Consider the following 23680-nt stretch of genomic DNA (forward strand, 5'->3'; position numbering starts at 1 on the left):
GCGATATTGACTTCGCTGGCCCATCCTTTTGACTGTCACAATTCGCATCGCGCAGCCGCGATTCCTCCCGCAGCGCAAACCTCCCGCCGAACGAAAGACGAGGACTTCCGAATGACGCTGTTGCAGGTCGAGCTGGACGACAAATACCGGCTCGAATCGAAGCGGATCTTCCTCTCCGGCACGCAGGCCCAGGTCCGCCTGCCCATGTTGCAGCGCGAACGCGACCGGCTTCAGGGCCTCAACACCGGCGGCTTCATCTCGGGCTATCGCGGTTCCCCGCTCGGCATGTACGACCACGCGTTGTGGCGGGCGAAGTCGCACCTTCAGCAGCACGACATCGCTTTCGTCCCTGGTTTGAACGAGGACCTCGCCGCAACTGCGGTCTGGGGCAGCCAGCAGGTCGGCCTGTTTCCCGGCGCCAAGGTCGATGGCGTGTTCGGCATCTGGTACGGCAAGGGCCCGGGCGTCGACCGCTCGGTCGATGCGCTCAAGCATGCCAATGCCGCCGGCACCTCGCTCAATGGCGGCGTGCTGGCGCTCGCCGGGGACGACCACGGCTGCCAATCCTCGACGCTGGCGCATCAGAGCGAGCAGGTGTTCGCGGCGGCGCTGATTCCCGTGATCAATCCTGCCACGCTCCAGGACTATCTCGACCTCGGCCTCTACGGTTTTGCACTGTCGCGCTTCTCGGGCTGCTGGGTCGGCTTCAAGGCGATCAGCGAGACCGTGGAGAGCTCCGCGTCGATCTATAGCGACCCTGAACGCATCCAGATCGTGGTGCCCGACGATTTCGAGATGCCGCCCGGCGGCCTCAACATCCGCTGGCCCGATCCGCCGCTCGAGGCTGAGAAGCGCCTGTTCGGCCCCAAGATGGCCGCGGTGCAGGCCTTCGCCCGCGCCAACCAGCTCGACCGCATGGTGCTAGATTCCAAGCCTGCGCGGCTCGGCATCGTCGCGACTGGAAAAGCCTATCTCGACCTGCGCCAGGCGCTCGTTGATCTCGGCATCACGGACAAGGACGCGCAGGACCTGGGCCTTCGCATCTACAAGGTTGCCTTGACCTGGCCGCTGGAGGAAAGCGGCGCGAAACGTTTCGCTGAAGGTCTTCAGGACGTGCTGGTGGTCGAGGAGAAGCGCGGCTTCATCGAAGACCAGCTGATGCGGATCCTCTACAACGTCGATGCCTCAAAGCGCCCGACCGTCACCGGCAAGCGCGATGAGCGCGGCGCACCGCTGTTGCCGAGCGAGGGCGAGCTGACGCCGACCATCGTCGCTGGCGCGCTGGTGGCGCGCTTGCGCAAGCTCGGCCATCACAGTCCCGTGCTGGAGCAGCGCCTCGCCAGGCTCGAGGCCTTCGACAACCCGGTGACGACCAGCACGCCGATCAAGCTCGCGCGCACGCCGTTCTTCTGCTCGGGCTGCCCGCACAACACCTCGACGCGGGTGCCCGAGGGCAGCCGCGCCATGGCCGGCATCGGCTGCCACGGCATGGCGCTGAGCATGCCGACCCGCCGCACGGATCTGATCTCGCATATGGGCGCCGAGGGCGTGAACTGGATCGGCCAGTCGCCCTTCACGAACGAGAATCACATCTTCCAGAATCTCGGCGACGGCACCTACACGCATTCCGGCCTGCTCGCCCTTCGTGCGGCTTCGGCCGCCGGCATCAACATCACCTACAAGATCCTCTACAACGACGCCGTGGCGATGACCGGCGGCCAGCCCGCCGAAGGCGCCTTCAACGTCGCGCAGATCGCCCATCAAGTCTGGGCCGAAGGCGTCAAGCGGCTTGCGATCGTCTCCGACGATCCCACAAAGTATCCGCAAGGCGGATACTTCCCGCAAGGCGCGACCATCCACCACCGCCGCGAGCTCGATGCCGTGCAGCGCGAGCTGCGCGATATCAAGGGCCTAACGGTCATCATCTACGACCAGACCTGCGCCGCCGAGAAGCGCCGCCGCCGTAAGCGCGGGCTCTATCCCGATCCCGCCAAGCGCGCCTTCATCAACGAGCTCGTTTGCGAAGGTTGCGGCGATTGCTCGCAGGCCTCGAACTGCGTCTCGGTGCAGCCGCTGGAGACCGAATTCGGCCGCAAGCGCCAGATCGACCAGTCGAACTGCAACAAGGACTTTTCCTGCGTCGAGGGCTTTTGCCCGAGCTTCGTCACCGTCCATGGCGGCTCGCTGAAGCGGATGAAGACCTCGGCTGTGGATTCCGGCCAGCTGTTCGCGGATCTGCCGCTGCCGCCGGCGCGTGAGCTGGACGGGCCCTACAACATCCTCGTCACCGGCATCGGCGGCACCGGCGTCATCACCATCGGTGCCCTGCTCGGCATGGCTGCCCATGTCGACGGCCGCGGCTGCTCGGCGCTCGACTTCACCGGCCTGTCGCAGAAGAACGGCGCGGTGATGAGCCATGTCCGCATCGCCCCAAAGCCGGAGGACATCTCCGCCGTCCGCATCACCACCGGCGGCGCCGATGTCATCCTCGGCTGCGACATGATCGTCTCCGCGGGCCCGACGGCGCTGAGCCGCGCCGAGCGCGGCGTGACCAAGGCCTACATCAACGCTGATCTGCAGCCGACCGCGAGCTTCGTGCAAAACCCCGATCTCGATTTCGAGATGGGCGCGATGCAGACCGTGCTCCGCGACGCGATCGGCGACAACAACCTCGACATCATCGACGCAACAGGCATTGCCGCGGCACTGATGGGCGATTCCATCGCCACCAATCCCTTCATGCTCGGCTTTGCGTTCCAGAAGGGCGCGATCCCGCTGTCGCTGGAGGCCCTGCTCCGCGCCATCGAGATCAACGGCGCTGCGATCGAGATGAACAAGCTCGCCTTCACCTGGGGCCGGCTCGCTGCCCACGACATGTCGCGCGTGCGCAGCGTGCTCCAGTTCAAGGCAAGAGCGTCCGCGCCTGCGAAATCGCTCGACGATATCATCGCGACGCGCGCCGAATTCCTGACCTTCTATCAGGACAAGGCCTATGCCGACCGCTACCTCGCAGCCGTCGCCAAGGTGCGCAAGGCGGAGAGCACGGCTTCGGCGGGGTCAACCGAGCTCACCGAAGCGATCGCAAAGAACCTGTTCAAGCTGATGTCCTACAAGGACGAATATGAAGTCGCCCGGCTCTACACCGACGGCAGCTTCGCCAAGAAAGTCTCGGAGAAGTTCGACGGCGACTTCACGCTGAAGTATCACCTCGCACCGCCGATCTTCGCCAAGCGCGACAAGGCAACCGGACATCTGCAGAAGCAGGAGTTCGGCAGCTGGATGACCCACGCCTTCCGCGTGCTCGCCAGGCTGAAATTCCTGCGCGGCACCGCGTTCGATCCGTTCGGCCGCACCGAGGAGCGCCGGACCGAGCGCAAGCTAATCGCGCATTACCTGGCGATGATCGATCAGCGGATCACAGGGCTGAAGGCGGAGCAGATCCCGCTGCTGGCGCGGCTTGCGCGCGTGCCGGAGACCATCCGCGGCTTCGGCCACGTCAAGGAGGCCAACATCAGGCTGGCGGCGGCCGAGACGGCGCGGCTGGAAGCGGAGCTGGAGAACAGCCGCTTTGCCGCCGCGGCGGAGTAGAGGCTAGGCGCCAGCCTCTCTCCGCGTCAGGCACATACACGCTGTCATCGCCCGGTTCAGCGCGCCGGCTTGCGCTCGATCGGGTCGATATCGATCGCCCGGAGGCGGCCGAGGCGCAGCACGTCCATGGCGAGCCGGCGGCCGATCCGGTCGCGGTCGAGCACGCGGATCAGATCGTCGACGCCATTGATCTCGACGCCGTCGAGCCTGATCACGACGTCGCCGGGCAACAGGCCTGCCTTCGCCGCTGGTCCATCCGGCTCGATCTGCATCAGAAGCGCGCCCATCTTGTTCTCGACCCCGGCCAGCACCGCGTGCCGCCGCGGGACCGGCGCGGTCTGCCCGGCGACACCGATATAGGCGCGGCGGACATAGCCGTGGCGGATGATCTCCGACAGCACGAATTGCGCGGTGTTGCTGGCGACCGCAAAACAGATTCCCTGCGCGCCATTGATGATCGCGGTGTTGATGCCGATCACCTCGGCATGCGACGACACCAGCGGCCCGCCGGAATTGCCGGGATTGAGGGCGGCATCGGTCTGGATCACGTCCTCGATGGTGCGCCCGCTCACCGAGCGGATCGAGCGGCCGAGCGCCGAGACCACGCCGGCCGTCACGGTCGATTCGAAGCCGAGCGGATTGCCGATCGCGATCACGAGCTGGCCGCGCCGCAGGCTCTTGGAATTGCCGAGCGCGGCATAGGGCAAGTGCCGCACGCCATTGGCACGCAGCAGCGCCAGATCCGTATCGGGATCAACACCGAGCACCTGGGCGTCGCCGACATGGCCTTCGACGTCGCGCAGCCGGATCTCCTTCGACGTGCCGACCACATGACTGTTGGTGAGCACGAGCCCATCCGGCGAGATCACGATGCCGGAGCCGAGCCCGCCGCGCTCGCGACCGTTCGACACCTTGGGGCCGGTCTCGACGCGCACGACCGCGGGCCCGACCCGGTCGGTCACGTCGATCACGGCATTGGAATAGGCGTCCAGCAGCGCCCGGTCATCGGCCGGGCCAGGCGCCGTCGTCCGCGATGACGGTGCGTCATCGGCGATATCTGAGGTGAAGTCCAACATGGCAAGAGTCCTCGAAGGCTCACACAGATGGTGGCCTGCTCCCGGAGGCGCAAGTGGCCCGCCTGGAGCGCAGGGCCGGACTGCCCAGATGGCTAGGGCGGGCGCCGCAGCGCGCCGCCTCTCGCCTTGACCGGATCGAGCAGCGACCAGTCCCCGTCCGGTAGCACATGGCCCTTGGGGAAAGGCGCGCGCAGCTCGAGCCCCAGCGAGCCCAGCACGCGGTCGTCGCGGTAATAGCATTGCAGCACGACACGGACGAGGGTTGCGGCGGCGGCACCGCCGTTCTTCCGAAACTCGTGCACCACCGCGTCGCGTCTGGCGGCATCGAGCTCGGCGAGCGGGCCCCCGGCGAGCCGCGCCAAATGATCCAGCGCCGCCGCCACCAATTTGGTATCGCGACCGAGCGTTGCCAGCATGTCGGCCTGGATCGCGGGATCGTCGGCGCCCGGCACCTTGTACTCGTCGCTGGCCGGGATGATCATCGCGGCGATAGCGCGGAGATCGTTGCGCTGCCTGCGTGTCAGTTGGTTGTCTGCGGACATCACAGCCTCAATCGAACAAATTGGCGAGGCGCTGCTTCATCTGGTCGGCGATGTAGAGCGCGAGGGCCTGGATGGTGGAAGTCGGGTTCACGCCGCCCGAGGTGACGAAGATGCTGCCGTCGACGATGAAGAGGTTCTTCACGTCGTGCGAGCGGCCCCATTCGTTGACGACGGAGCGCTCTGGGTCGGTGCCCATGCGCGCGGTGCCGAGCAGGTGCCAGCCGCCCCAGGGAATCGGCGAGTTGACGCAGATGTCGCTCGCGCCGGCAGTCTCGAGGAACTCGCGGCCGCGCGCCAGCGCGTGCTCCATCATCTTCCGGCTGTTCTCGCTGATGGTGTAGTCGACCTTCGGCGCGGGAATGCCGTGACTGTCCTTCAGCACCGGATCGAGCGTGACACGATTGTGCTCCTCCGGCAAATCCTCGCAGATTGCGGAGAAACCAAGCCGGTGGCCGTTGAGCTTGCGGAACACGCGGTGGTGATCCTCGCCCCACGGCAAGATGCCCTTCTGCTCGCTGACTACGGCTTCGAACACCGGCCCGGCCCCGCGCACGAACTGAACGCCATAGCCGCGCACGAAGCCGCGCGACAGGTCGGTGTCATACCATTGCTTGCTCCACAGACAGGTCGGCGGCGCGCGGTTGGAGTCAGTCGGCTCCTTCACATAGCCGTAGATCTGCGCATAGGGATGGAACATCAGGTTCTTGCCGACGAGGCCCGACGAATTGGCGAGACCGTTGGGGAAGCGGCCCGATGCCGAGTTGAGCAGCAGCCGCGGCGTGCCGACGCCGTTGCAGGCGATGACGACGACATGCGCGGGCTGAAACTGCTCGATGCCGTCCTTGTCGTAATAGACCACGCCCGAGGCCATGCCGTTCTCGTCGGTGATGATCTCGCGCACCCGGCAATGCGTGCGCAGCTCGACGCCGGCGCGGATCGCATGCGGCCAATAGGTGATGTCGGTGGAGGATTTTGCGCCTTGCGCGCAGGCCGGCGTGCAATGGCCGAGATTGATGCAGCGCGCCCGGCCCTCGTAGTCCATCGTCGCGACCGTGGTGTCCGACGGCCACCAGTGCCAGCCGAGCTTGTTCATGGCCTTGGCGATGATGGCGCCGGACAGGCCCATCGGCTGCTGCGGCATCGGCGGATGCGTCAGCGGCGACAGCGGATCGCCTGACAGGCCCGACGTGCCCATCATGCGGTCGTTCTCTTCGAAGAACGGAGTCAATGCCTCGTAGTCGATCGGCCAGTCGTCGGCGACGCCGTCGAGCGTCTTCACCTTGAAATCGGAGGGATGCAGCCGCGGCCAGTGCGCGGTGTACATCACCGTCGAGCCGCCGACCGCGTTGTAGTTCACGACCTTGATCGGAGAGTTGTCGTCGTTGATCGGGTAGTCCTCGGGCCGGCCGCGCACGTTCGGGCTCGACGACCATTCGCCGTAGAACTTGGCCTCCCAGTCGCGGCCCGTGCTGGGATATTCCGCCGGGTTCATCCAGCCGCCCTGCTCCAGGCAGAGGATGTGCATCTTGGTCTCGGCCAGCGACCACGCCACCGCCGCGCCCGAAGCGCCGGCGCCGATGATCAGGACATCCACCGGGTCTTTCATCGCAACCTTGTCCTCCCCCTCGCCGCTTACCGGGCGATTCGGCCTTGCGCGGTCAGCGAGGCCGGCGAAACGATACGGGCAGAGCGCCGGCGGAGTAAAGCGGCGGGGCCGGAATGTCGCACTTCGCGAGGCGCAGACCATTGGTCTCGCCACATCCGGATGCTAGGAACGGGGCGCACGAGCCATCGATAGCGAGACCGTATGTCCTTCCAGAAAATCTTTGCAGCCGCCCGCGCTTTTGCGCTCGTTTCGTTTCTCGCCTTGTCCGGATTTCTGGCCTTGTCCGGACCAGTTTCCGCGCTGACCGGCGCCGCGACGGCCCGTGACGGCAACTCGGTCCAGCTCGGCGACGTCACCTACCGGCTCGACGGCGTCGACGCGCCGGAGCTCGACCAGGTCTGTATCGACAATAAAGCCGATGCCTGGACCTGCGGCATCGAGGCCCGCGACCAGCTCGCGAAGCTCATCAACAAACGAACGGTGCGCTGCGACGATGTCGGACCCGAGAAGAGCTTTGGCAAGCGGCACCGCGCCATCTGCACGGCCGAAGGCGACAAGGCCAGCCTGAACGAGCAGCTGATCAAGCTCGGCTTTGCCCTCGCACGCGAGCCGATGAAGGCCAACGTCAAGCCGGCAGCCACCGAGGCCAAGACGACGGCGGCGGGGATCTGGAAGGGCTGTTTTGTTGCACCGCAAGATTTCCGCAGCGGCAAGAAGGACGGCGCGCTGCTGGGCACCGCCTGCCGCCCGGACCGCGACAAGGAAATCCGCGCCGTGCTGTTTCCGGAGGAGCTGACCATGCCCCCCAATTGCAGCATCAAGGGCAAGCTCGCGGTGCGCGCCCGCGTCACCGGCAATATCGGCATCTACCATCTGCGCGGATGTCCGAGCTATCCCGCGACCACGACACCGGATCGCTGGTTCTGCTCGGAGGACGACGCCCAGGCGGCCGGCTTCCGCAAGGCCTACAATTGCCGCCGGCCAAGGTGAGCAAGCTCCCTCACGCACCCGTGAGTGGTAATCCGAGACCGTATTGATCCGGAATTGAACTTCGTCGGCGGTTGCTGCATTTGTATGCCAACGCAAGCGCCCTTGCGCGAGCGTTTCCTTGGCAGCAATCCGGCTCCGGCCGATTGTCTTTGCTTGGGCGTTTCCTCCCTAGACTTGGGCCGCTTGTCACAAGCAAGCGGCTCTTTCTTTTTGCGCGGCTGTCACTGCATCCGCATGATCTGGTCCATCGGCGGCATGTTGGCGTTGAGATTCGCCATGATCCAGACCGTGCCGCCGACCACCAGGAACACCACCAGCAGCCCGAAGGCGAGCGCCAGCACGTTGTTGGTGTTATCGGGGCCGGTGGTGATGTGCAGGAAGAACACAAGATGCACGCCCATCTGTGCGATCGCGAGCACGATCAGCGCGACGGGAATCGAGGGCTGCCAGACCAGGTCCGTGCCGGCGATGAAGAACGACGTCGCCGTGAGCAGCAGCGCGAGCACGAGCCCGACGACGTAACCTAGGATCCTTGCGCCGACGCTATGCTCTTCTTCCTCGCCCGGCGCGAGGTCGTGTTTGACCATTCCATGCGTCTGCTCACTCATGGCGCGCTCCCGAGCAGGTAAACGACGGAGAACACTGCGACCCAGACGATGTCGAGCGCGTGCCAGAACAGCGCAAAGCACGTCATCCGGCGCAAGATGTCCGCGCGAAAGCCCTTTGCGAACACCTGGGCCATCATGGTGAGCAGCCACAGCACGCCGGCCGAGACGTGAAGGCCATGGCAGCCGACCAGCGAGAAGAACGCGGTCAGGAACGCACTGCGTGACGGGCCATAGCCGCGCGCGATGAGGTCGGCAAATTCGCGAAACTCGAGAACGAGGAATATCAGCCCGAGCACGCAGGTCACGGTCATGCTAAGATAAAACCAGAACCGGTTGCGCACGTCGGCGGCGATGCTGGCCATGCCGCAGGTGAAGCTCGACAACAGCAGGCAGACCGTCTCGATCGCCACGTTCCTCTGCTCGAAGATCTCCGCGCCCTTGGGGCCGCCGGCGGTCTGGCCTGACAGCACCGCATAGGCCGCGAAGAAGCAGGAGAACATCACGATGTCGGAGAGCAGGAAGATCCAGAAGCCGTAGGCGGTCACGATCCGCTTCGGCGCGGGGCCGGGATGCTCGATGACGAGGCCGATATGATGGGGATCGGCGTGCGCGTGGCCTGCGGTCGCGGTCATCGCCATCAGACTGCTCCCGCCATGCTGACGAGGTTGCGCCGTTCCTCGATGTTGCTGCGGTCGATGCGGGCGACCTCCTCGGCCGGGATGACGTATTCGTCATGGTCGCGCCAGGCGAACACGACGAAGGTCGCCCAAGCGCCCAAGCCGCCCAGGATCACCATCCACCAGATGTGCCAGATCAGCGCGAATCCCATGATGGTGGCGAAGAAGGCACAGACGAATCCGGTCGGGGAATTCCGGGGCATCTCGATGTCCTGATAATCCGGCGTCTCATGCGCGAGCGATTGCTGCCTCGCGCGCGCCTTCATATCCCAATAGGCGTCCTCGCCGCGCACATCGGGATTGAAGGCGAAGTTGAACACCGGCGGCGGCGACGAGGTTGCCCATTCCAGCGAGCGCCCGTCCCAGGGATCGCCGGTGCGGTCGCGCAACGCCTCGCGATTGCGGATGCTGACGACGAGCTGCACGATCTGACAGATCACCCCGATCGTCAGCACCGCCACGCCGACCGCCGCAACGATCATCCAGGGCCGCCAGGCCGCGACGTCGTAGTGCTGCATGCGCCGGGTCATGCCGAGCATGCCGGCAATGTAGAGCGGCATGAAGGTTATGAAGAAACCGATGAAGGTGAACCAGAACGCGGCCTTGCCCCAGCGTTCGTCGAGACGGAAGCCGAACGCCTTCGGGAACCAGTACTCGAAGCCGGCAAAAACGCCGAACAGCACGCCGCCGATGATCACGTTGTGGAAGTGCGCCACCAGGAACATGCTGTTGTGGAGGATGAAGTCGGCCGGCGGCACCGCGAGCAGCACGCCGGTCAGTCCGCCGATGAGGAACGTCACCATGAAGCCGACCGACCACAACATTGGTGTCGCAAAACGGATGCGGCCGCCATACATCGTGAACAGCCAATTGTAGATCTTCACGCCGGTCGGTATCGCAATGATCATGCTGGCGATGCCGAAGATGGCATTGACGTTGGGACCTGCGCCCATCGTGAAGAAGTGGTGCAGCCAGACCATGAAGGAGACGACACAGATCGCCATGGTCGCGAGCACCATGGAGCGGTAGCCGAACAGCGCCTTGCCGGAGAAGGTCGAGACCACCTCGGAGAAGATGCCGAAGGCGGGCAGCACCAGGATGTAGACCTCGGGATGGCCCCAGGCCCAGATCAGGTTCATGAACATCATGACGTTGCCGCCGGCCTCGTTGGTGAAGAAGTGGAAGCCGAGATAGCGGTCGAGCAGCAGCATCGCCAGCGTCGCGGTAAGGATCGGGAACGCCGCGACGATGAGGAGGTTCGAGGCCAGCGTGGTCCAGCAGAACATCGGCATGCGCAGGTAGTTCATGCCCTTGGTGCGCAGCTTCAGCACGGTGGTGACGAGATTGATGCCGGCCACCAGCGTGCCGACGCCGGAAATCTGCAGCGACCAGGCGTAATAGTCGACGCCGACGCCGGGCGAATAGGACAGTTGCGACAGCGGCGGAAAGGCGAGCCAGCCGGTGCGCGCGAATTCGCCGACCACGAGCGAGATATTGACCAAGAGCGCACCCGTCGCCGTCAGCCAGAAGCCGACCGAATTGAGCGTCGGGAAGGCGACGTCCCGCACGCCGAGCTGGAGCGGTACGATGAGGTTCATCAGCCCGATCACGAACGGCATCGCCACGAAGAAGATCATGATGGTGCCGTGCGCGGAGAAGATCTGGTTGTAGTGCTCCGGCGGCAGATAGCCCTGCGATTGATACGCCACAGCCTGCTGGATCCGCATCATGATGGCGTCGCTGCCGCCGCGCAGCAGCATGACCGAGGCGAGCAGGATGTACATGACCCCGATGCGCTTGTGGTCGACGCTGGTGATCCATTCGTGCCAGAGATAGGGCAGATGTCCCTTCACCACGACCCAGCCCAGCACGCCGAGGATCGCGACCAGCACCACCGCGCCGGCCACGAGCGGAATCGGCTGGTCGAGCGGGATGGCCGACCAATCGAGCTTACCGAGCATCATGGCCTCCACTGTGCGACCGGCCTGCTTCGGACGCGAGGGCCGGCCCGGGCCCCGGCGGAATATGCTGGGTCGCGATCAAATCGAACAGGCGCGGATCGTCGAGGCGGTAGACCGGCCTGCCCTTCTCAATGCCCTGCTGCATCAGCTTCTTGTAGCTGTCCTCGTTCAGCACCGCGTCCGTCTTAGCCGTGTTCGCCACCCAGTCCGGGAAGGCGAGCGGCGAGATCACGTTGACGTCGAACATCATGTCCGGGAAACCGTCGCCGGAGAAATGCGCGGACAGACCCTGAAGCTTGCCTTCGTTGTCGGCGCGCAGGTTCAGCTTCGTCACCATGCCGTTCATGGTGTAGATCATGCTGCCGAGCTGCGGGATGAAGAACGTGTTCATCACGCTCGATGACGTCAGCTGGAAATTCAGCTCGGCGCCGGCCGGCACCGTCAGCGTGTTGACGGTGGCGATGCGCTGGTCCGGATAGATGAACAGCCATTTCCAGTCGAGCGAGACCGCCTGGATCCGCACTGGGCTGCCGGTGCCCGGAACGGGCGCGGCGGGATCGAGCTGGTGCGAGCCGATCCAGGCGACGCCGCCGAGCAGGATCACGGTGAGCGCCGGAATAGACCACACCACCATCTCGACGCGGCCGGAATAGACGAACTCCGGCTGGTAGCGCGCCCTCGGATTCGAGGCGCGAAACCAGAACGCGAAAGCCAGAATCGCGAAAATGGTCGGCACCACGATCACGAGCATGATGAAGACCGAATCGACCAAAATAGTTCTATTGGCCGCAGCCACGGGCCCTTGCGGATCGAGCAGATTCATCGGCAAGCCACTGGTGGTTGGGAAGCCCCGAGACTGAGCCTAGCGCGGGAAAGGCTCCGCGACAAACGCTGCGAGGCCGGAACGGTTCCTGGACCGCAACGGCCAGCCATGCGCGATGGACCGGCTGCCACATGCAATTCCGTGCGATGTCAATGACATGAACGCGGAAAGCGCGCTCTTCTCTCCCAGGAGCGCGATTGCTAGTCTGCACGAAAATAATGACAAGGACGGGAGTGAACCGAGATGCGCTTGAAGGACAAGGTCGCGATCGTCGTCGGAGCCGGGCAAAGCCCCGGCGAAGGCATGGGCAACGGCCGCGCCACCGCGCTCACCTTCGCGCGCGAGGGCGCCAAGGTCTTGTGTGTCGACCACCATCTGGAATCGGCGCAGGAGACGGTCACGATGATCACCGCGAAAGGCGGCACGGCGGCGGCCTTCAAGGCGGACGTGACCAAGGCTGCGGACATCAAGGCGATGGTTGCGGACGCGCAATCGCGCTGGGAACGTATCGACGTGCTGCACAACAATGTCGGCGTCAGCCTCGCCGGTGGCGATGCCGAGCTGCTGCAAATAACCGAGGAGGCATTCGATCGCGTCGTCGCCATCAATCTGAAGAGCTGCATCCTCGCCGCGAAGGAAGTGATCCCGATCATGCGCGCGCAGAGAAGCGGCGCCATCATCAACATCTCGTCGATGGCCGCGATCACCACCTATCCTTACGTCGCCTACAAGGCGACGAAGTCGGCGATGATCGCCTTCACCGAACAGCTCGCCTACCAGAACGCCGAATACGGCATCCGCGCCAACGTCATCCTGCCCGGCCTAATGAACACGCCGATGGCCGTCGACACCCGCGCCCGCGAATGGCACAAGACCCGCGCCGAGGTCGAAGCCGAACGCGACAGCAAGGTGCCGCTGCGCAGAAAGATGGGTACGGGCTGGGACGTCGCCAACGCCGCGCTGTTCCTGGCGAGCGATGAGGCGAATTTCATCACCGGTGTGACGCTGCCGGTGGATGGTGGTGCGAGCGTGAGACGGGGATGAGGTGCTCTTCTTCCTTCTCCCCTTGTGGGAGAAGGTGGCGCAAAGCGCCGGATGAGGGGTTCTCTCTACACCTGAGACTGCTCGTGACGATAGATACCCCTCACCCGGCTTCGCGTTCGCGAAGCCACCCTCTCCCACAAGGGGAGAGGGTGCAGCGTCACCGCGGCGCGCTTGTCACCCGCCAGATCGTGCCGTTGCCATCTTCCGAGATCAGCAGCGATCCATCCTTCGCCACCGCCACTCCCACCGGCCTGCCCCACACTTCCGTATCGTTCACGACGAACCCCGTCACGAAATCCTCGTACTCGCCGGTCGGCTTGCCGTCCTTCATGCGGATGCGGATCACCTTGTAGCCGGTGCGTTTCGACCTATTCCAGGAGCCGTGCTGGGCGGCGAAGGCGTCGCCCTGGTATTCGGGCGGAAACTGCGCGCCCTGGTAGAAGGTCATGCCGAGTGAGGCCGAGTGCGGCTGGATCAGCACATCGGGCACCGTCACCTTGTCCTTGAGATCCGGCCGCGCGCCGGCATGGCGCGGGTCTTCATTGCCACCGATATAGAACCATGGCCAGCCGTAGAACGCGCCTTCCTTCACGCTCGTGACGTAATCGGGGACGAGGTCGTCGCCGAGACCGTCGCGCTCATTGGTCGAGCACCAGGGCAGACCGGTCTGCGGCTGGATCGCGAGGCCGACGCAGTTGCGGATACCGGTGGCATGGATCTTTCGCTCCTTGCCGTCAGGGTTGAAGGCCAGCACCGCGCCGCGCTCGAGCTCGCTGGCCCATGTGGCGCCGAGCGGCTGCGTCTTCGCCCACGCCTCCATCCCGCCGGGCGGCGTGCCCATGCCTTCGGCGACGTTGCTGAGCGAACCCACCGACACCAGCATACGCTTGTTGTCGGGCGTGAAGACGATATCGCGGGTGGAATGGCCCCCATCCGGCAGGCTTGCGACAACCGTCTCCGCTTTGCCGCGCGCCTTCACATCGCCGGCCTTGTAGGGAAAGCGAACGACGCTGTCGGTGTTGGCGACATAGAACCATTGCGGATTGTCGCCGTTCGGAAAGAAAGCGATGCCGAACGGCTGCCGCAGGCCGCTGGCGAAGATCTCGTTGGTCGCGACCTTGCCGCCCTCGCCCGCGCGCAGCACCCGAACGGTGCCGGCGCGTGTTTCCGCGACGAACACATCGCCATTCGGCGCCGCGCGGATGATGCGCGGCGCACGCAGGCCTTCGGCGAACAGCTCGATCTTGAAGCCGGCCGGCACCTGGAGCTGGGCTTCCGGCGGACGCGGCACCACGCGCGACGAGCTCGCAACCGATCGCGTGGCGCCGGGCCTGACCAGATCCTGCGGCCGGATCAGCCTGACCGTGCCGGGCTTGTCGGCGAGCCAATCGCCATAGGCATCCTTGCCCTGCAACACGGGCTCGGCGTGTGCGCCGGCCGCAGCAGCAGCCAGCAGCGCTGCGAGCGTCGCCACGAACCTTATCCTGTCGCTCAATTCGTCGTCCTCCGCCTTGGGCGTGTCGTGCGTCAACGCCGATCACCCGCAAAAGGTCTCTCGGCGAGTTTGGCGCCTGCCGAATCCCACGTCAGTTCATGCCCGCACGATGTGCATCAGCCGCAGTCCATCATACTGGAAAATGCGGTTGAACGGTGCGACACATTGTGAGGGCGGCGATCGCCGGTTACGGTCATGGAGGCTGCGGCATCCAGGTCGCGCCGGATGAGGAGATCATGTGGGGATCCGTCATATCGGAATGGGCGAGCCTGCTGCTGCGCTGGCTGCACGTGGTGGCCGCAATCGCCTGGATCGGCAGTTCCTTCTATTTCATCGCCCTCGACCTCAGCCTGAAGCCGAAGGCCGACCTGCCGGGCGGCGTGCAGGGCGAGGCCTGGCAGGTCCATGGCGGCGGCTTCTACCGGATCATGAAATACCTGGTCGCGCCCAGCCAGATGCCGGACGAGCTGACCTGGTTCAAATGGGAGGCCTACACGACCTGGCTGTCCGGCTTCGCGCTGATGGTGGTGGTGTATTATCTCGAGGCCGACCTGTTCCTGGTCGACAAGTCGATCCTCGACCTCACATCATTCCAGGCCGGACTGTTCAGCTTCTGCAGCCTGGCGCTGGCGTGGCTGCTCTATGAGGCCGCCTGCCGCACCGGGCTCGCCCAGCGCGAACTGCGCTTCGCCATCGGCGGCTATCTGTTCCTGGTCGCACTCACTTACGCCTTCACCCATGTGCTGAGCGGACGCGGCGCCTTCAACCAGATCGGCGCGATCATCGGCACCATCATGGTGGCCAACGTCTTCACGCTGATCATCCCGAACCAGAAGAAGATCGTGGCCAGCCTGATCGCCGGACAGGCGCCTGACCCCAAGCTCGGCAAGGCCAGCAAGGAACGCTCGGTCCACAACAATTACCTGACGCTTCCCGTCGTCGTGCTGATGATCAGCAACCACTATCCCCTGCTCTACGCCACGCGCTTCAACTGGATCATCGTCGCGATCGTCCTGGCGCTCGGGCCGGTGATCCGCCACTTCTTCAACGAGCGTCATGCCGGGCGCAAATCGCCCTGGTGGGTGTGGGGCGTGGCCGCGGCCGGCGTGATTGCGATTCTCCTCCTCTCCGCCGCCGGACCGCGCGAGGTGAAGACGGGCGCGTTGTCGGCGCCGGTCACGGCCGCCAATGTCGAGGAGATCGTGATGTCCCGCTGCAGCATGTGCCACGCGGCCGAGCCGGTCTGGGCCGGCATCGTCACCGCGCCGAAGGGCATTGTGCTCGACACGCCCGAGCACATCCATCGCAACATTCGCCTGATCGGGCGGGTTGCAGCCTGGTCCAATTCCATGCCGCCCGGCAACATCACCGAGATGACCGGCGAGGAGCGCGCCGTCCTCGCGGCTTACCTCGAGCAGGCGCGCTGAAGCGCGTCGGAGGATGCATCGCGCGGAATGAAATTCCGCATCTCTCGCCGAATTGAAAATGACTTGACGGCCCATCCGGCGTAGACATGGCCGACAGCCGCCGGCGCGGCGCAAAATCAGCTTGCAATCGGGGAATAACAACAGTGGCCCTCAAGAACGTCATCGGTATCGACCACGCCGTCGTCATGGTGAAGGACCTCGACAAGGCTGCCGAGAATTATCGGCAACTCGGCTTCACGGTCTCGCCGCGCGGCACCCACAGCGCGCATATGGGCACCGGCAATTACACCATCATGTTCGACCCCGATTACATGGAGCTGCTCGGCGTGCTCGTGGCAACCGAGCACAACGCGCCGGCCCGCGCCTTCGTCGAGCGGCATGGCGAGGGCATCGAGCGCATCGCTTTCACCGCTGTCGATAGCGCCGCCGGCGCCGAGGAGATCCGTGCGCGAGGCCTGGAGCCGATCGGCCCGACCGATTTCGAACGCCCCGTCACGCTGCCAGACGGCACGATCTCGGCGGCGAAATTCCGCACCTTCATGTGGCCGACGGCTGAAGCGCCGGGCGGCGTGCGCATCTTCGCCTGCCAGCACAAGACCCGCGAGACCGTGTGGATCCCCGAGCTGATGACCCACGCCAATGCGGCCAAGCGGATCAAGCAGACGCTGATCGCAACGCCAGAGCCCGCCAAGGAGGCCGCGCATCTCGCCCGCCTGATCGACCGCGAGGCGAAGGCCGACGCGGACGGCGCCATCATCGTGCCCTCCGGCGGCGATCGCGCCGACTTCGTCTATTTGACGCTGGACCAGCTCGCCAAGCGCTATCCCGGCGTGTCGCTGAATGGCCTCTCAGAGCGCGGTGGCGCCGCGCTGGTGCTGGTCAGCGGTGATCTCGCCGCGACCGAGAAGGCGCTGGGGCCAGCCGCGGTGCGGAGCGGAGCTGCGATCTGCGTGCCGCCGGCCAAGGCCAACGGCACCCTGCTCGCCTTCATTGCCGGCTGATTTGAGCCAATTCTTTAACGGGCGTTTACCCGGCGGCTGTAGACTTCCCGGCCATCAAGCCACCGGGGCCAAACGCATGTTCAAAGAGGGATCGCCGATCGCCTATGACGCGCCGGCCGAGCTGAAGAAATGGCCGTCGCTGAAGGGCGAGCGGCAGAAGGATCGCGGGCCGCCCTATCTCGTCTACAACGGCACGCTCGCCGAATGCGTCCGCGAGCTCATGGGCAAGCCGATCAAGGGCATCTCGCTCTACGACATCATGACGACGCCGCAGGCCGCCTTCGATCAAAACGTGCTGTCGCCCGGCGACGCCGCGGAGATCGCGATGCGCAAGGATTTTCCGAAGGACTAGTTCGCGGCACGCTTCGCAGCGGGCGTGCCCTGCCGCTTCGATGAGGATTCCGTCGGCGCATCGAGGAAGACGACGGGCATGCCGCGCTTCACGTTCTCGCCGAGCACACGCGCGTCCCAATTGGTGAGCCGAACGCAGCCGTGCGACGCCGACTTGCTGACCTTGTCGGGCTCTGCCGTTCCGTGGATGCCGTAGCCCTGCGCCGACAGGCCGATCCAGTATGCGCCCACCGGATTGTTCGGACCCGGCTTGATGTCGAACGGTCTCTTGGACTTGACGCTCTTGAACTTGTAGTCGGGATTGTAGCGGTAGGTCGGCAGCTCGTGGCTGGCGGTGACCTTCAGCGTTCCGGTTGGCGTCGGGCGATCAGGACTGCCGACTGACGCCGGATAAAACGCCAGCAGAGCGCCGCTTGCGTCGAACGCTTTCAAGGTCCCGTTGGTCTTATCGACTTCGAGCCGGGCAATGCGCGGCAGCTCGCGCCGCGCCGGAACATTGGCAACCACGATCGTCTCTCCGGCCTTGTCGAAGGTCTTGCCCGGATTGAGTGCCTTGAGCAGATCCGCGCTCATGTGGAATTTCTCGGCAAGTCCTTCGAGCGGGCTGGTGTAGCTCAGCGCGTCCAGCGACTTCATGTCATCGAGCTTGGCCGGCATCTTCTTTAAGAACGGTCCCTTCACGTCGGCGTCGGTGATCTTGTAGTCGACGAGGATCGGGCCCTCGCTCGCCGCGGTCAGCTTGTCCCAGAGCTCCGGCGCCACAACCTTGTCGGATGCGATGCCGTTCTGCTCCGCGAACGCCTTGAGCGCCTTCTGCGCGTTCTCGCCGAGCTTGCCGTCAATCTCGCCGGGCGAAAATTGCGCGCGATCGAGCAGCACCTGAAGCTTCACCACGGCTGCATTCAGCTTGTCGGTGGCCGGCGGCTTCGCAGGACGCGCAGCCTCGTTCACCGCAGCAGGCTCGAGATTGCCTGCGAGCGCCGGAGCGATGAGCCACAGCGACATCACCGCGTCTAGTATCCATCGCATCGTCATCGCGCATCCCATTCGCAAACAGCCAGCAAAGCCGCGGAGAGTTTCTCTTCGGGAACACCGTAGTAACACCGAAGGAACCCGAGAGACCGCAGCTTTGCCGCAATCGGACGGTTAAGAACTTCCTATCGCCGGCGCATCGCTGGCCGTTCATCCCACAGTTCGAGGTTCTCCCAGCAAATGCGATTTGTCGTCGCGGCTTGCGCCGCGTTTCTGCTTCTGATGTGCGATCTCGATCCGTCGGCATCCCGCCAAGCATCACGTTTCGACACCACTGTTCTCAAGAACAATCATGCCTCGTCACTTGTTCCGGTGGTCGAGCTCTTCGTCGCCAGCGTGCAAGCGATCGAGCTTGCCAACGCGCACGCGGCTTACGAGCAGGTGATCGAGCCACCGCGCGCGGTCGAGCCGTTGGTGCAGGCGGAGCCCTCGCCAACCGAACGATTTTGTCACGCGCTGCGCGAGGCCGCCGAATCCAGCGGCATTCCGGTGCCGTTCTTCGCGCGCCTGATCTGGCAGGAGAGCCGCTTCAAGTCCAACGAGGTCAGCCATGCTGGCGCGCAGGGCGTCGCGCAGTTCATGCCGGGGACGGCCGCCGAGGTCGGGCTCGACGATCCCTTCGATCCGATGAAGGCGCTGCCGGCGTCGGCAAAATTCCTGCGCAAGCTGCGCGACGATTTCGGCAATCTCGGCCTTGCTGCCGCGGCCTACAATGCCGGTCCCGGCCGCATCCAGAAATGGCTTGCCAGGCAGAGCGAGCTGCCGCGCGAAACGCGTGACTATGTCCGGATCATCACCGGCACCAAGGCCGAAGACTGGACCGAACGGTCGGAGGCACTCGCGATCCGCATCGACCTGCCGCGCGAAGCGCCATGCGAAGGCATCGGCAGTCTTTCGAAGGCCAAGGACGTCGCCTGGGTTCCGGTGAACCTGACGCCTTCGGTTGCGAACATCATTCGCAAGGCGGAGCAAGTCGCGGCGCGCGTGACGACGAAGGGCGCCCGCAAGCGGCTCGCCACACTGTTGCGGAAGAATGTCACGGCTCCCGGCAAGGCCCGCAGCATGATCGCGGCACGCGCGGCCGGAAAGAGCGCGAAGGCTCGCGCCGTTCGTCTCGCATCGCGCGAACGGACGTCAGGCTAACGATCGGAGCCGCTCGCTTGCGGCGGCTCCGACCTAAATCGACCTAGTCGATCTCCTCGATCACCCGCCGCTCGCGCGGCTCGATGACATAGGTCCGGGTGTCGCGGTGGATGTAGCGATATTCACGCAAGCCCGGCGCATCGCGGTAGACCGTGGTCGGGAACTCCTCGACCTCGACGCTCTCGGGAAGACGGTCACCGACGCGGATCTCACTGCGCGCCGTGCTGCCGGTGGTCCGCACTTCCTTGCGCCCCTCGGTACGGGTTTTCGCATGCTTGCGGATCACCTCGCGATCGCGATCCGAGAACTTGCTGGCGCTACGCTCGCGCGTCGTCGTCGTTGTCGCCGTGGACTGGCCTGAATACGGCAGCACCGTCACGATCTTGTAGGTCGCCGGATCGACCACGACGATCTGATCTTTCACCAGCGCAAAGCTGTAGCCGCGATATTGCGGCACGATCTCGACGACGTCGGGCGGCAGCGTCGAGAGGTGCACGTCGCGCGGCACCACCGTGCCGACGTTCAGCGCGAAATTGACGTTGGTCAGCGGCCGCACGTTGAGGTGCGAGATCGACGCGCTGATCTTGGTCTCCTGCTGCTTGTTGAGGTTGACGTCGGTCTGGGCGGCCGCCTGGTTGCTCGTCGGCGCAGTCGGTGCCTGCTGGGCCTGGTTGGTTCCAGATGCGGCCGGTGCCTGCTGGGCTTGATTGCTGGCCGGCGGCGGATTGGACCGGTCCTGTGCCTGGTTGGTGTTCGCAGCTGGCGGGTTGGCGCTCTGCTGCGTTGCAGGCTGGTTACCGGCTGCATTGGAATTCGCCGTCCCGCTCTGCGACTGCGCAGTCGAGCCCGTATTGGCGGTGCCGGAGCCGGACGATGGTGGATTGGTCTGCGTGGTCTGGGCCGGCGTTCCCGACGACGGGGATTGCTGCGGTTGCGATGTGGTCTGCTGCTTGTCGGTCGCGCTCGACGGCGAGGTCGTGGATGGCGCGGTGGAGTTCGACTGGGACTGCGGCGTCTGCTGAGACGGCGGATTCGTGCTGGGCGATTGCGCAAACGCGGCGCTCGCCAGCACCACCCCCATTGCGGTGGTTGCCAACAGGCGGATCATGGTTCACTCCCTTTCATCAAATGAACATTGGCTACTAACCTGCGCTAGGACGCGCAGTTCCACTTTTTCCCGAGGGAAGGCCGCGGCTCTTTTTGCGGAACCTGCAATGCCATCGAAGAGTGCCGGGATCATCGCTTATCGCAAGCGTGGGAACATCGAGGTGCTCCTGGTCCATCCCGGAGGGCCGTTCTGGCGCAACAAGGATCTCGGCGCATGGTCGATCCCGAAAGGCGAGTACGCGGACGGAGATGACGCAGAGGCCGCTGCGCGACGGGAGTTCGCCGAGGAGCTGGGACAGGAGCTTTCCATGCCGTTCACCCCGCTCGGCCAGGTCAGGCAGCGCGGGGGCAAGCTCGTCACCGCCTTCGCGGCCGAGCTCGATCTCGACGTGCGCAGCATTCGCAGCAACACGTTCGAAATGGAATGGCCGCCGCGCAGCGGCAAGCGGCAGGCCTTTCCGGAAGTCGACCGCGCCGAATGGTTCACACTCGACGCGGCGCAGGAAAAGATCAATGCAGGGCAGCGTCCGCTGCTCGACCGGCTTACGCTGCTGATCGGCGGCTAGCGCGTCGCGCCCTATTCCGCCTTGATGTTCGCGGCCGCGACCACCTCCGCGAGCTCCTTGGTCTCCTTGGCGATCTTCGCGGCGTAGTCGGCCGGGCTGAGCACGCTGACGACGCCTTGCGCGCCGAGCTTCTCCTCGGCCGAGGGATCCTTGGCGGCGGCGACGATCTCCCGGTGCAGGGTTTCCAGGATCGGCGCGGGTGTTGCCTTCGGCATGAAGAAGCCGACCCAGAACGAGATGTCGAATCCGGGATAGCCGGCTTCCGCCACGGTCGGCACGTCGGGCAGCGCCGGCAGCCGCTCGGCCGAGGACACCGCCAGCGCGCGCAGCTTGCCGGCCTTGACCAGCGGCACGGCGGAGAGCGGATCGAACACCGCCAGCACCTCCTGCGCGAGAATGCCGACCTCGGCGGCCGAGCCGCCGCGATAGGGCACATGGATCAGCTTGATGCCGGCCTTCTGGCTGAGCAGCTCCATGGCGAGATGGGCGAGATTGCCGTTGCCGCCGGAGCCGTAGGCGAGCGCGCCGGGCGCGGCCTTGGCCGCAGCGACGAGATCGGCCACCGACTTGACGTTCGCCGTCTTGGGATTCTCGGGGTTGACGACGAGGACGAGCGGCGCCGAGACCACCGTGGTGAGCGACGCAAAATCGACTTGCGGATCGTAGCGGATGTCCTTGAACAGCGTCTTGTTCAGCGTGATCGTCGACGAGTTGCAGGCGAGCATGGTGTAGCCGTCCGCATCGGCGCGCGCGACGGCTTCGGCCGCGATCATGCCGTTGGCGCCGGCGCGGTTCTCGACCACGAAGGGCTGGCCGAGCTTGTTGCTGAGCCGATCGCCGATGATGCGCGCGACGACGTCGACCGGGCCGCCCGCACTGAAGCCGACCATGATCTTGACCGGCCGCGACGGATATTTCTGCGCGAGAGCCTCTGTCGCCGGCGCCAAGGCGCATAGAGCTGCGATGACTGCCAGCAGGCGGGCGGTTCGTTGCATTCGTTCTCTCCCAGACCTCTTGGCGCCGCTTGTGCATGCTTGTTGGTGCGACGCCGTAGAAGTCATGAATAGCGGCCGTGCCGGATTTCGCAATCGCGTTTGACCGCCGGCATTCCGCCGCACGGCACGTGTGTGCCGCTTCCAAAACAAAAGTGCGAAAACAACCCCATGCACAGTAGACCGCCCCTTTCAGAACAAAGGCTTGCGCAGGGCCGAGGAAATTTTTCGGATTTACGAAATAAATTCTTTCGCGTCGGGCAAAACAGTGGCATACTGCCATCATCGCAACAGTCGCGAGCGTCACGGCCTGCCGGCCCGGACCCGTGCCGACGCGGTTGCGCCTAAACCCTTCATCGACATTCCGAAATCCGCATTCGCGCGCAGCGGCGAACGGCCGTTCGCGCTTGCGCGCTCAAAGGACACATGCCCATGACGACAGCTCTCGAACGCCACATCCCCTCGCCGCTCGCGGCATCCGATCGCAGCGTCCCCGCCGCGACCCCGCGCGTAAAACTCTACAAGCGGCGCATTGCGATCCGCCATCCCGACTCACAGGCCGGCGAGCGGCTGCTGGCCGAGGCGCTCGGCGCCGCCGACCGCGACGCGATGCACGGCATATTGAGGCAATTGGTCAAGGCCAGCGTGGTCGGGCAGAAGCCGGATGAGGCCAATCTCGCCTTCATGATCTCGACGATCAGGAGCATCGCGCCGAAGGATTCCATCGAGGCCTTGCTGGTCTCCCAGATGGTGTCGGTGCACATGGCGGCGATGCGCTGTGCCTGCCGTCTCGCCTGCACCGACGATCTGACGCAGCAGGAGGGCATCGCCCGCGTCTTGACCCGGCTCTCCCGCACCTTCGCCGCCCAGGTCGAAGCGCTGAACCGCCACCGCAACAGCGACGAGCGCGCGATCACGGTGCAGAATTTGTCGGTGCAGGACGGCGGACGGGCGATCGTGGGCAACGTCACGCAGCATGCCAGCATGATCATTGCGGAGGTTGGCGCAATGGAGACGACTTCGAATGCAGAAACGGGCGCAGGCCGCGAGGTCCATACGAGTGGCGCCTGCGTATGACCGGCGATCACATCCGTCATACCGATGCAATGCAGTCGAGCCCGCGCTGCGGGGCGCAGACGCGCCGCGGTCTCGCGTGCCGCGCGCCAGCCGTGCACGGCAAGCGCCGCTGCCGCATGCATGGCGGCGCGCCAAGATCGGGCGCTCCGAAGGGCAACCGGAATGCATATCAACATGGAATGTGCACACCGGACGCCCGCGCCGAGCGACACCGGATGAAGGCCTTGCTGGAGGACGCTTGGAAGCTGCTGATCGAGTTGAAATAGATTGCGGCCCAGGAGCGACGCGGATGACGCCATTCCGGCGCGAGACATGACCTCAAGAAAACGAAGCTCTGATGGAGCCTTAAGCCAGAAAGCTCGGTGCCGCAGCCATAGAACTAGGGCCGTGTATTTGCCGGAGCCACAGGGACAATCTGCAGCCCAGCTGCGTTCAGCGCTTCAGTGATCTGCTTGGCCAGCAGCTTGGCTTCCTCAGTGCCGATTTGAGCGTCGGGAAGCCGCTCGAAGAACGCACAAAGCGTCGTCGCTATGATGGTATTGACCTGGTGCGCATCAACCATTTGCTGCACGCG

22 protein-coding genes are annotated in these 23680 nt (G+C 64.9%); 10 read left to right on the top strand and 12 right to left on the bottom strand.

All coding sequences use genetic code 11. The features are described from left to right. Positions 1–111: 111 nt before the first annotated feature. Complete coding sequence (locus XF30_RS29130; protein WP_109144582.1) at positions 112–3588, top strand: indolepyruvate ferredoxin oxidoreductase family protein; 3477 nt, start codon at positions 112–114, stop codon at positions 3586–3588. A 56-nt stretch (positions 3589–3644) separates the two neighbouring features. Here the strand turns inward: XF30_RS29130 and XF30_RS29135 are convergent, their stop codons facing one another. From XF30_RS29135 to XF30_RS29145, 3 genes are all read right to left on the bottom strand, one after another. After that, positions 3645–4664, bottom strand: a complete 1020-nt coding sequence (locus XF30_RS29135) for a S1C family serine protease (RefSeq protein ID WP_036026003.1) — start codon at positions 4662–4664, stop codon at positions 3645–3647. A gap of 92 nt (positions 4665–4756) precedes the next feature. Continuing rightward, entirely contained in the window at positions 4757–5206 is a 450-nt protein-coding gene (locus XF30_RS29140; RefSeq protein ID WP_109144583.1) for a gluconate 2-dehydrogenase subunit 3 family protein, read from the bottom strand. Positions 5207–5213: 7 nt separating this feature from the next. Then, positions 5214–6812, bottom strand: a complete 1599-nt coding sequence (locus XF30_RS29145; RefSeq protein ID WP_109144584.1) for a GMC family oxidoreductase — start codon at positions 6810–6812, stop codon at positions 5214–5216. 201 nt (positions 6813–7013) lie between these two features. Here XF30_RS29145 and XF30_RS29150 point away from each other — a divergent pair, with 201 nt between their 5' ends. Then, the gene (locus XF30_RS29150) at positions 7014–7802 is read left to right on the top strand and encodes a thermonuclease family protein (protein WP_109144585.1); all 789 of its coding nucleotides are present in this window, start codon (positions 7014–7016) and stop codon (positions 7800–7802) included. Between the two features lie 221 nt (positions 7803–8023). Here the strand turns inward: XF30_RS29150 and cyoD are convergent, their stop codons facing one another. The 4 genes from cyoD to XF30_RS29170 are packed head-to-tail and all read right to left on the bottom strand — an operon-like array spanning position 8024 to position 11871. Continuing rightward, on the bottom strand, positions 8024–8410 hold the full coding sequence (gene cyoD, locus XF30_RS29155) for a cytochrome o ubiquinol oxidase subunit IV (protein ID WP_057026820.1): 387 nt from the start codon (positions 8408–8410) through the stop codon (positions 8024–8026). Next, complete coding sequence (locus tag XF30_RS29160) at positions 8407–9048, bottom strand: cytochrome (ubi)quinol oxidase subunit III (protein ID WP_036026017.1); 642 nt, start codon at positions 9046–9048, stop codon at positions 8407–8409. Before XF30_RS29160 ends, cyoD begins: the two co-directional genes overlap by 4 nt. Beyond that, positions 9048–11048 carry a cytochrome o ubiquinol oxidase subunit I gene (cyoB, locus tag XF30_RS29165; protein ID WP_109145890.1) on the bottom strand — a complete coding sequence of 667 codons (2001 nt, stop codon included), beginning with the start codon at positions 11046–11048 and terminating at the stop codon, positions 9048–9050. The genes XF30_RS29160 and cyoB overlap by 1 nt, the downstream gene beginning before the upstream one ends. Then, the gene (locus XF30_RS29170; RefSeq protein ID WP_036026020.1) at positions 11038–11871 is read right to left on the bottom strand and encodes a cytochrome ubiquinol oxidase subunit II family protein; all 834 of its coding nucleotides are present in this window, start codon (positions 11869–11871) and stop codon (positions 11038–11040) included. The genes cyoB and XF30_RS29170 overlap by 11 nt, the downstream gene beginning before the upstream one ends. 243 nt (positions 11872–12114) lie before the next feature. On the opposite strand from XF30_RS29170, the gene XF30_RS29175 reads away from it, so the two are divergent. Then, entirely contained in the window at positions 12115–12915 is an 801-nt protein-coding gene (locus XF30_RS29175; RefSeq protein ID WP_036037896.1) for an SDR family NAD(P)-dependent oxidoreductase, read from the top strand. Between the two features lie 157 nt (positions 12916–13072). Here the strand turns inward: XF30_RS29175 and XF30_RS29180 are convergent, their stop codons facing one another. Continuing rightward, on the bottom strand, positions 13073–14410 hold the full coding sequence (locus XF30_RS29180; protein WP_109145891.1) for a PQQ-dependent sugar dehydrogenase: 1338 nt from the start codon (positions 14408–14410) through the stop codon (positions 13073–13075). Positions 14411–14646: 236 nt separating this feature from the next. On the opposite strand from XF30_RS29180, the gene XF30_RS29185 reads away from it, so the two are divergent. The 3 genes from XF30_RS29185 (at position 14647) to XF30_RS29195 (ending at position 17190) form a co-directional block, all read left to right on the top strand. Next, positions 14647–15837, top strand: coding sequence for a urate hydroxylase PuuD (locus XF30_RS29185; RefSeq protein WP_109145892.1), 1191 nt, complete (start codon positions 14647–14649; stop codon positions 15835–15837). A 143-nt stretch (positions 15838–15980) separates the two neighbouring features. Beyond that, complete coding sequence (locus XF30_RS29190) at positions 15981–16838, top strand: VOC family protein (protein ID WP_109144586.1); 858 nt, start codon at positions 15981–15983, stop codon at positions 16836–16838. A gap of 76 nt (positions 16839–16914) precedes the next feature. Then, positions 16915–17190 (top strand): hypothetical protein, encoded by a 276-nt coding sequence (locus XF30_RS29195; RefSeq protein ID WP_036004252.1) that lies wholly within the window; start codon positions 16915–16917, stop codon positions 17188–17190. Here XF30_RS29195 and XF30_RS29200 read toward each other — a convergent pair. Next, the gene (locus tag XF30_RS29200; RefSeq protein WP_502696144.1) at positions 17187–18224 is read right to left on the bottom strand and encodes a L,D-transpeptidase family protein; all 1038 of its coding nucleotides are present in this window, start codon (positions 18222–18224) and stop codon (positions 17187–17189) included. The genes XF30_RS29195 and XF30_RS29200 overlap by 4 nt on opposite strands. Positions 18225–18401: 177 nt before the next feature. Between XF30_RS29200 and XF30_RS29205 the strand changes: the two genes are divergently transcribed. Then, positions 18402–19364, top strand: a complete 963-nt coding sequence (locus tag XF30_RS29205) for a lytic transglycosylase domain-containing protein (RefSeq protein ID WP_074447519.1) — start codon at positions 18402–18404, stop codon at positions 19362–19364. 43 nt (positions 19365–19407) lie between these two features. Here the strand turns inward: XF30_RS29205 and XF30_RS29210 are convergent, their stop codons facing one another. Then, the gene (locus XF30_RS29210) at positions 19408–20472 is read right to left on the bottom strand and encodes a DUF1236 domain-containing protein (protein ID WP_109144588.1); all 1065 of its coding nucleotides are present in this window, start codon (positions 20470–20472) and stop codon (positions 19408–19410) included. 106 nt (positions 20473–20578) lie between these two features. Here XF30_RS29210 and XF30_RS29215 point away from each other — a divergent pair, with 106 nt between their 5' ends. Beyond that, positions 20579–21037, top strand: a complete 459-nt coding sequence (locus XF30_RS29215) for an NUDIX hydrolase (protein WP_109144589.1) — start codon at positions 20579–20581, stop codon at positions 21035–21037. An 11-nt stretch (positions 21038–21048) separates the two neighbouring features. On the opposite strand, the gene XF30_RS29220 is transcribed toward XF30_RS29215, so the two are convergent. Then, positions 21049–22032 (bottom strand): Bug family tripartite tricarboxylate transporter substrate binding protein, encoded by a 984-nt coding sequence (locus tag XF30_RS29220; RefSeq protein ID WP_109144590.1) that lies wholly within the window; start codon positions 22030–22032, stop codon positions 21049–21051. A 429-nt stretch (positions 22033–22461) separates the two neighbouring features. On the opposite strand from XF30_RS29220, the gene XF30_RS29225 reads away from it, so the two are divergent. Both XF30_RS29225 and XF30_RS29230 read left to right on the top strand, forming a co-directional pair. Beyond that, the gene (locus XF30_RS29225) at positions 22462–23106 is read left to right on the top strand and encodes a hypothetical protein (protein ID WP_244609040.1); all 645 of its coding nucleotides are present in this window, start codon (positions 22462–22464) and stop codon (positions 23104–23106) included. Further along, positions 23103–23372 (top strand): HGGxSTG domain-containing protein, encoded by a 270-nt coding sequence (locus tag XF30_RS29230; RefSeq protein WP_036026046.1) that lies wholly within the window; start codon positions 23103–23105, stop codon positions 23370–23372. Before XF30_RS29225 ends, XF30_RS29230 begins: the two co-directional genes overlap by 4 nt. A gap of 113 nt (positions 23373–23485) precedes the next feature. On the opposite strand, the gene XF30_RS29235 is transcribed toward XF30_RS29230, so the two are convergent. After that, positions 23486–23668, bottom strand: a complete 183-nt coding sequence (locus tag XF30_RS29235; RefSeq protein ID WP_036037914.1) for a hypothetical protein — start codon at positions 23666–23668, stop codon at positions 23486–23488. Positions 23669–23680: the final 12 nt, after the last annotated feature.

It is taken from the genome of Bradyrhizobium sp. SUTN9-2, from assembly GCF_003122645.1.
GTDB lineage: Bacteria > Pseudomonadota > Alphaproteobacteria > Rhizobiales > Xanthobacteraceae > Bradyrhizobium > Bradyrhizobium yuanmingense.

Excerpts from the sequence above, each read along its gene's own strand:
- XF30_RS29130 (WP_109144582.1), top strand. The coding sequence starts at position 112 with ATGACGCTGTTGCAGGTCGAGCTGGACGACAAATACCGGCTCGAATCG.
- XF30_RS29135 (WP_036026003.1), bottom strand. The coding sequence starts at position 4,664 with ATGTTGGACTTCACCTCAGATATCGCCGATGACGCACCGTCATCGCGG.
- XF30_RS29140 (WP_109144583.1), bottom strand. The coding sequence starts at position 5,206 with ATGTCCGCAGACAACCAACTGACACGCAGGCAGCGCAACGATCTCCGC.
- XF30_RS29145 (WP_109144584.1), bottom strand. The coding sequence starts at position 6,812 with ATGAAAGACCCGGTGGATGTCCTGATCATCGGCGCCGGCGCTTCGGGC.
- XF30_RS29150 (WP_109144585.1), top strand. The coding sequence starts at position 7,014 with ATGTCCTTCCAGAAAATCTTTGCAGCCGCCCGCGCTTTTGCGCTCGTT.
- cyoD (WP_057026820.1), bottom strand. The coding sequence starts at position 8,410 with ATGAGTGAGCAGACGCATGGAATGGTCAAACACGACCTCGCGCCGGGC.
- XF30_RS29160 (WP_036026017.1), bottom strand. The coding sequence starts at position 9,048 with ATGGCGATGACCGCGACCGCAGGCCACGCGCACGCCGATCCCCATCAT.
- cyoB (WP_109145890.1), bottom strand. The coding sequence starts at position 11,048 with ATGCTCGGTAAGCTCGATTGGTCGGCCATCCCGCTCGACCAGCCGATT.
- XF30_RS29170 (WP_036026020.1), bottom strand. The coding sequence starts at position 11,871 with ATGAATCTGCTCGATCCGCAAGGGCCCGTGGCTGCGGCCAATAGAACT.
- XF30_RS29175 (WP_036037896.1), top strand. The coding sequence starts at position 12,115 with ATGCGCTTGAAGGACAAGGTCGCGATCGTCGTCGGAGCCGGGCAAAGC.
- XF30_RS29185 (WP_109145892.1), top strand. The coding sequence starts at position 14,647 with ATGTGGGGATCCGTCATATCGGAATGGGCGAGCCTGCTGCTGCGCTGG.
- XF30_RS29195 (WP_036004252.1), top strand. The coding sequence starts at position 16,915 with ATGTTCAAAGAGGGATCGCCGATCGCCTATGACGCGCCGGCCGAGCTG.
- XF30_RS29200 (WP_502696144.1), bottom strand. The coding sequence starts at position 18,224 with ATGACGATGCGATGGATACTAGACGCGGTGATGTCGCTGTGGCTCATC.
- XF30_RS29205 (WP_074447519.1), top strand. The coding sequence starts at position 18,402 with ATGCGATTTGTCGTCGCGGCTTGCGCCGCGTTTCTGCTTCTGATGTGC.
- XF30_RS29210 (WP_109144588.1), bottom strand. The coding sequence starts at position 20,472 with ATGATCCGCCTGTTGGCAACCACCGCAATGGGGGTGGTGCTGGCGAGC.
- XF30_RS29215 (WP_109144589.1), top strand. The coding sequence starts at position 20,579 with ATGCCATCGAAGAGTGCCGGGATCATCGCTTATCGCAAGCGTGGGAAC.
- XF30_RS29220 (WP_109144590.1), bottom strand. The coding sequence starts at position 22,032 with ATGCAACGAACCGCCCGCCTGCTGGCAGTCATCGCAGCTCTATGCGCC.
- XF30_RS29225 (WP_244609040.1), top strand. The coding sequence starts at position 22,462 with ATGACGACAGCTCTCGAACGCCACATCCCCTCGCCGCTCGCGGCATCC.
- XF30_RS29230 (WP_036026046.1), top strand. The coding sequence starts at position 23,103 with ATGACCGGCGATCACATCCGTCATACCGATGCAATGCAGTCGAGCCCG.
- XF30_RS29235 (WP_036037914.1), bottom strand. The coding sequence starts at position 23,668 with ATGGTTGATGCGCACCAGGTCAATACCATCATAGCGACGACGCTTTGT.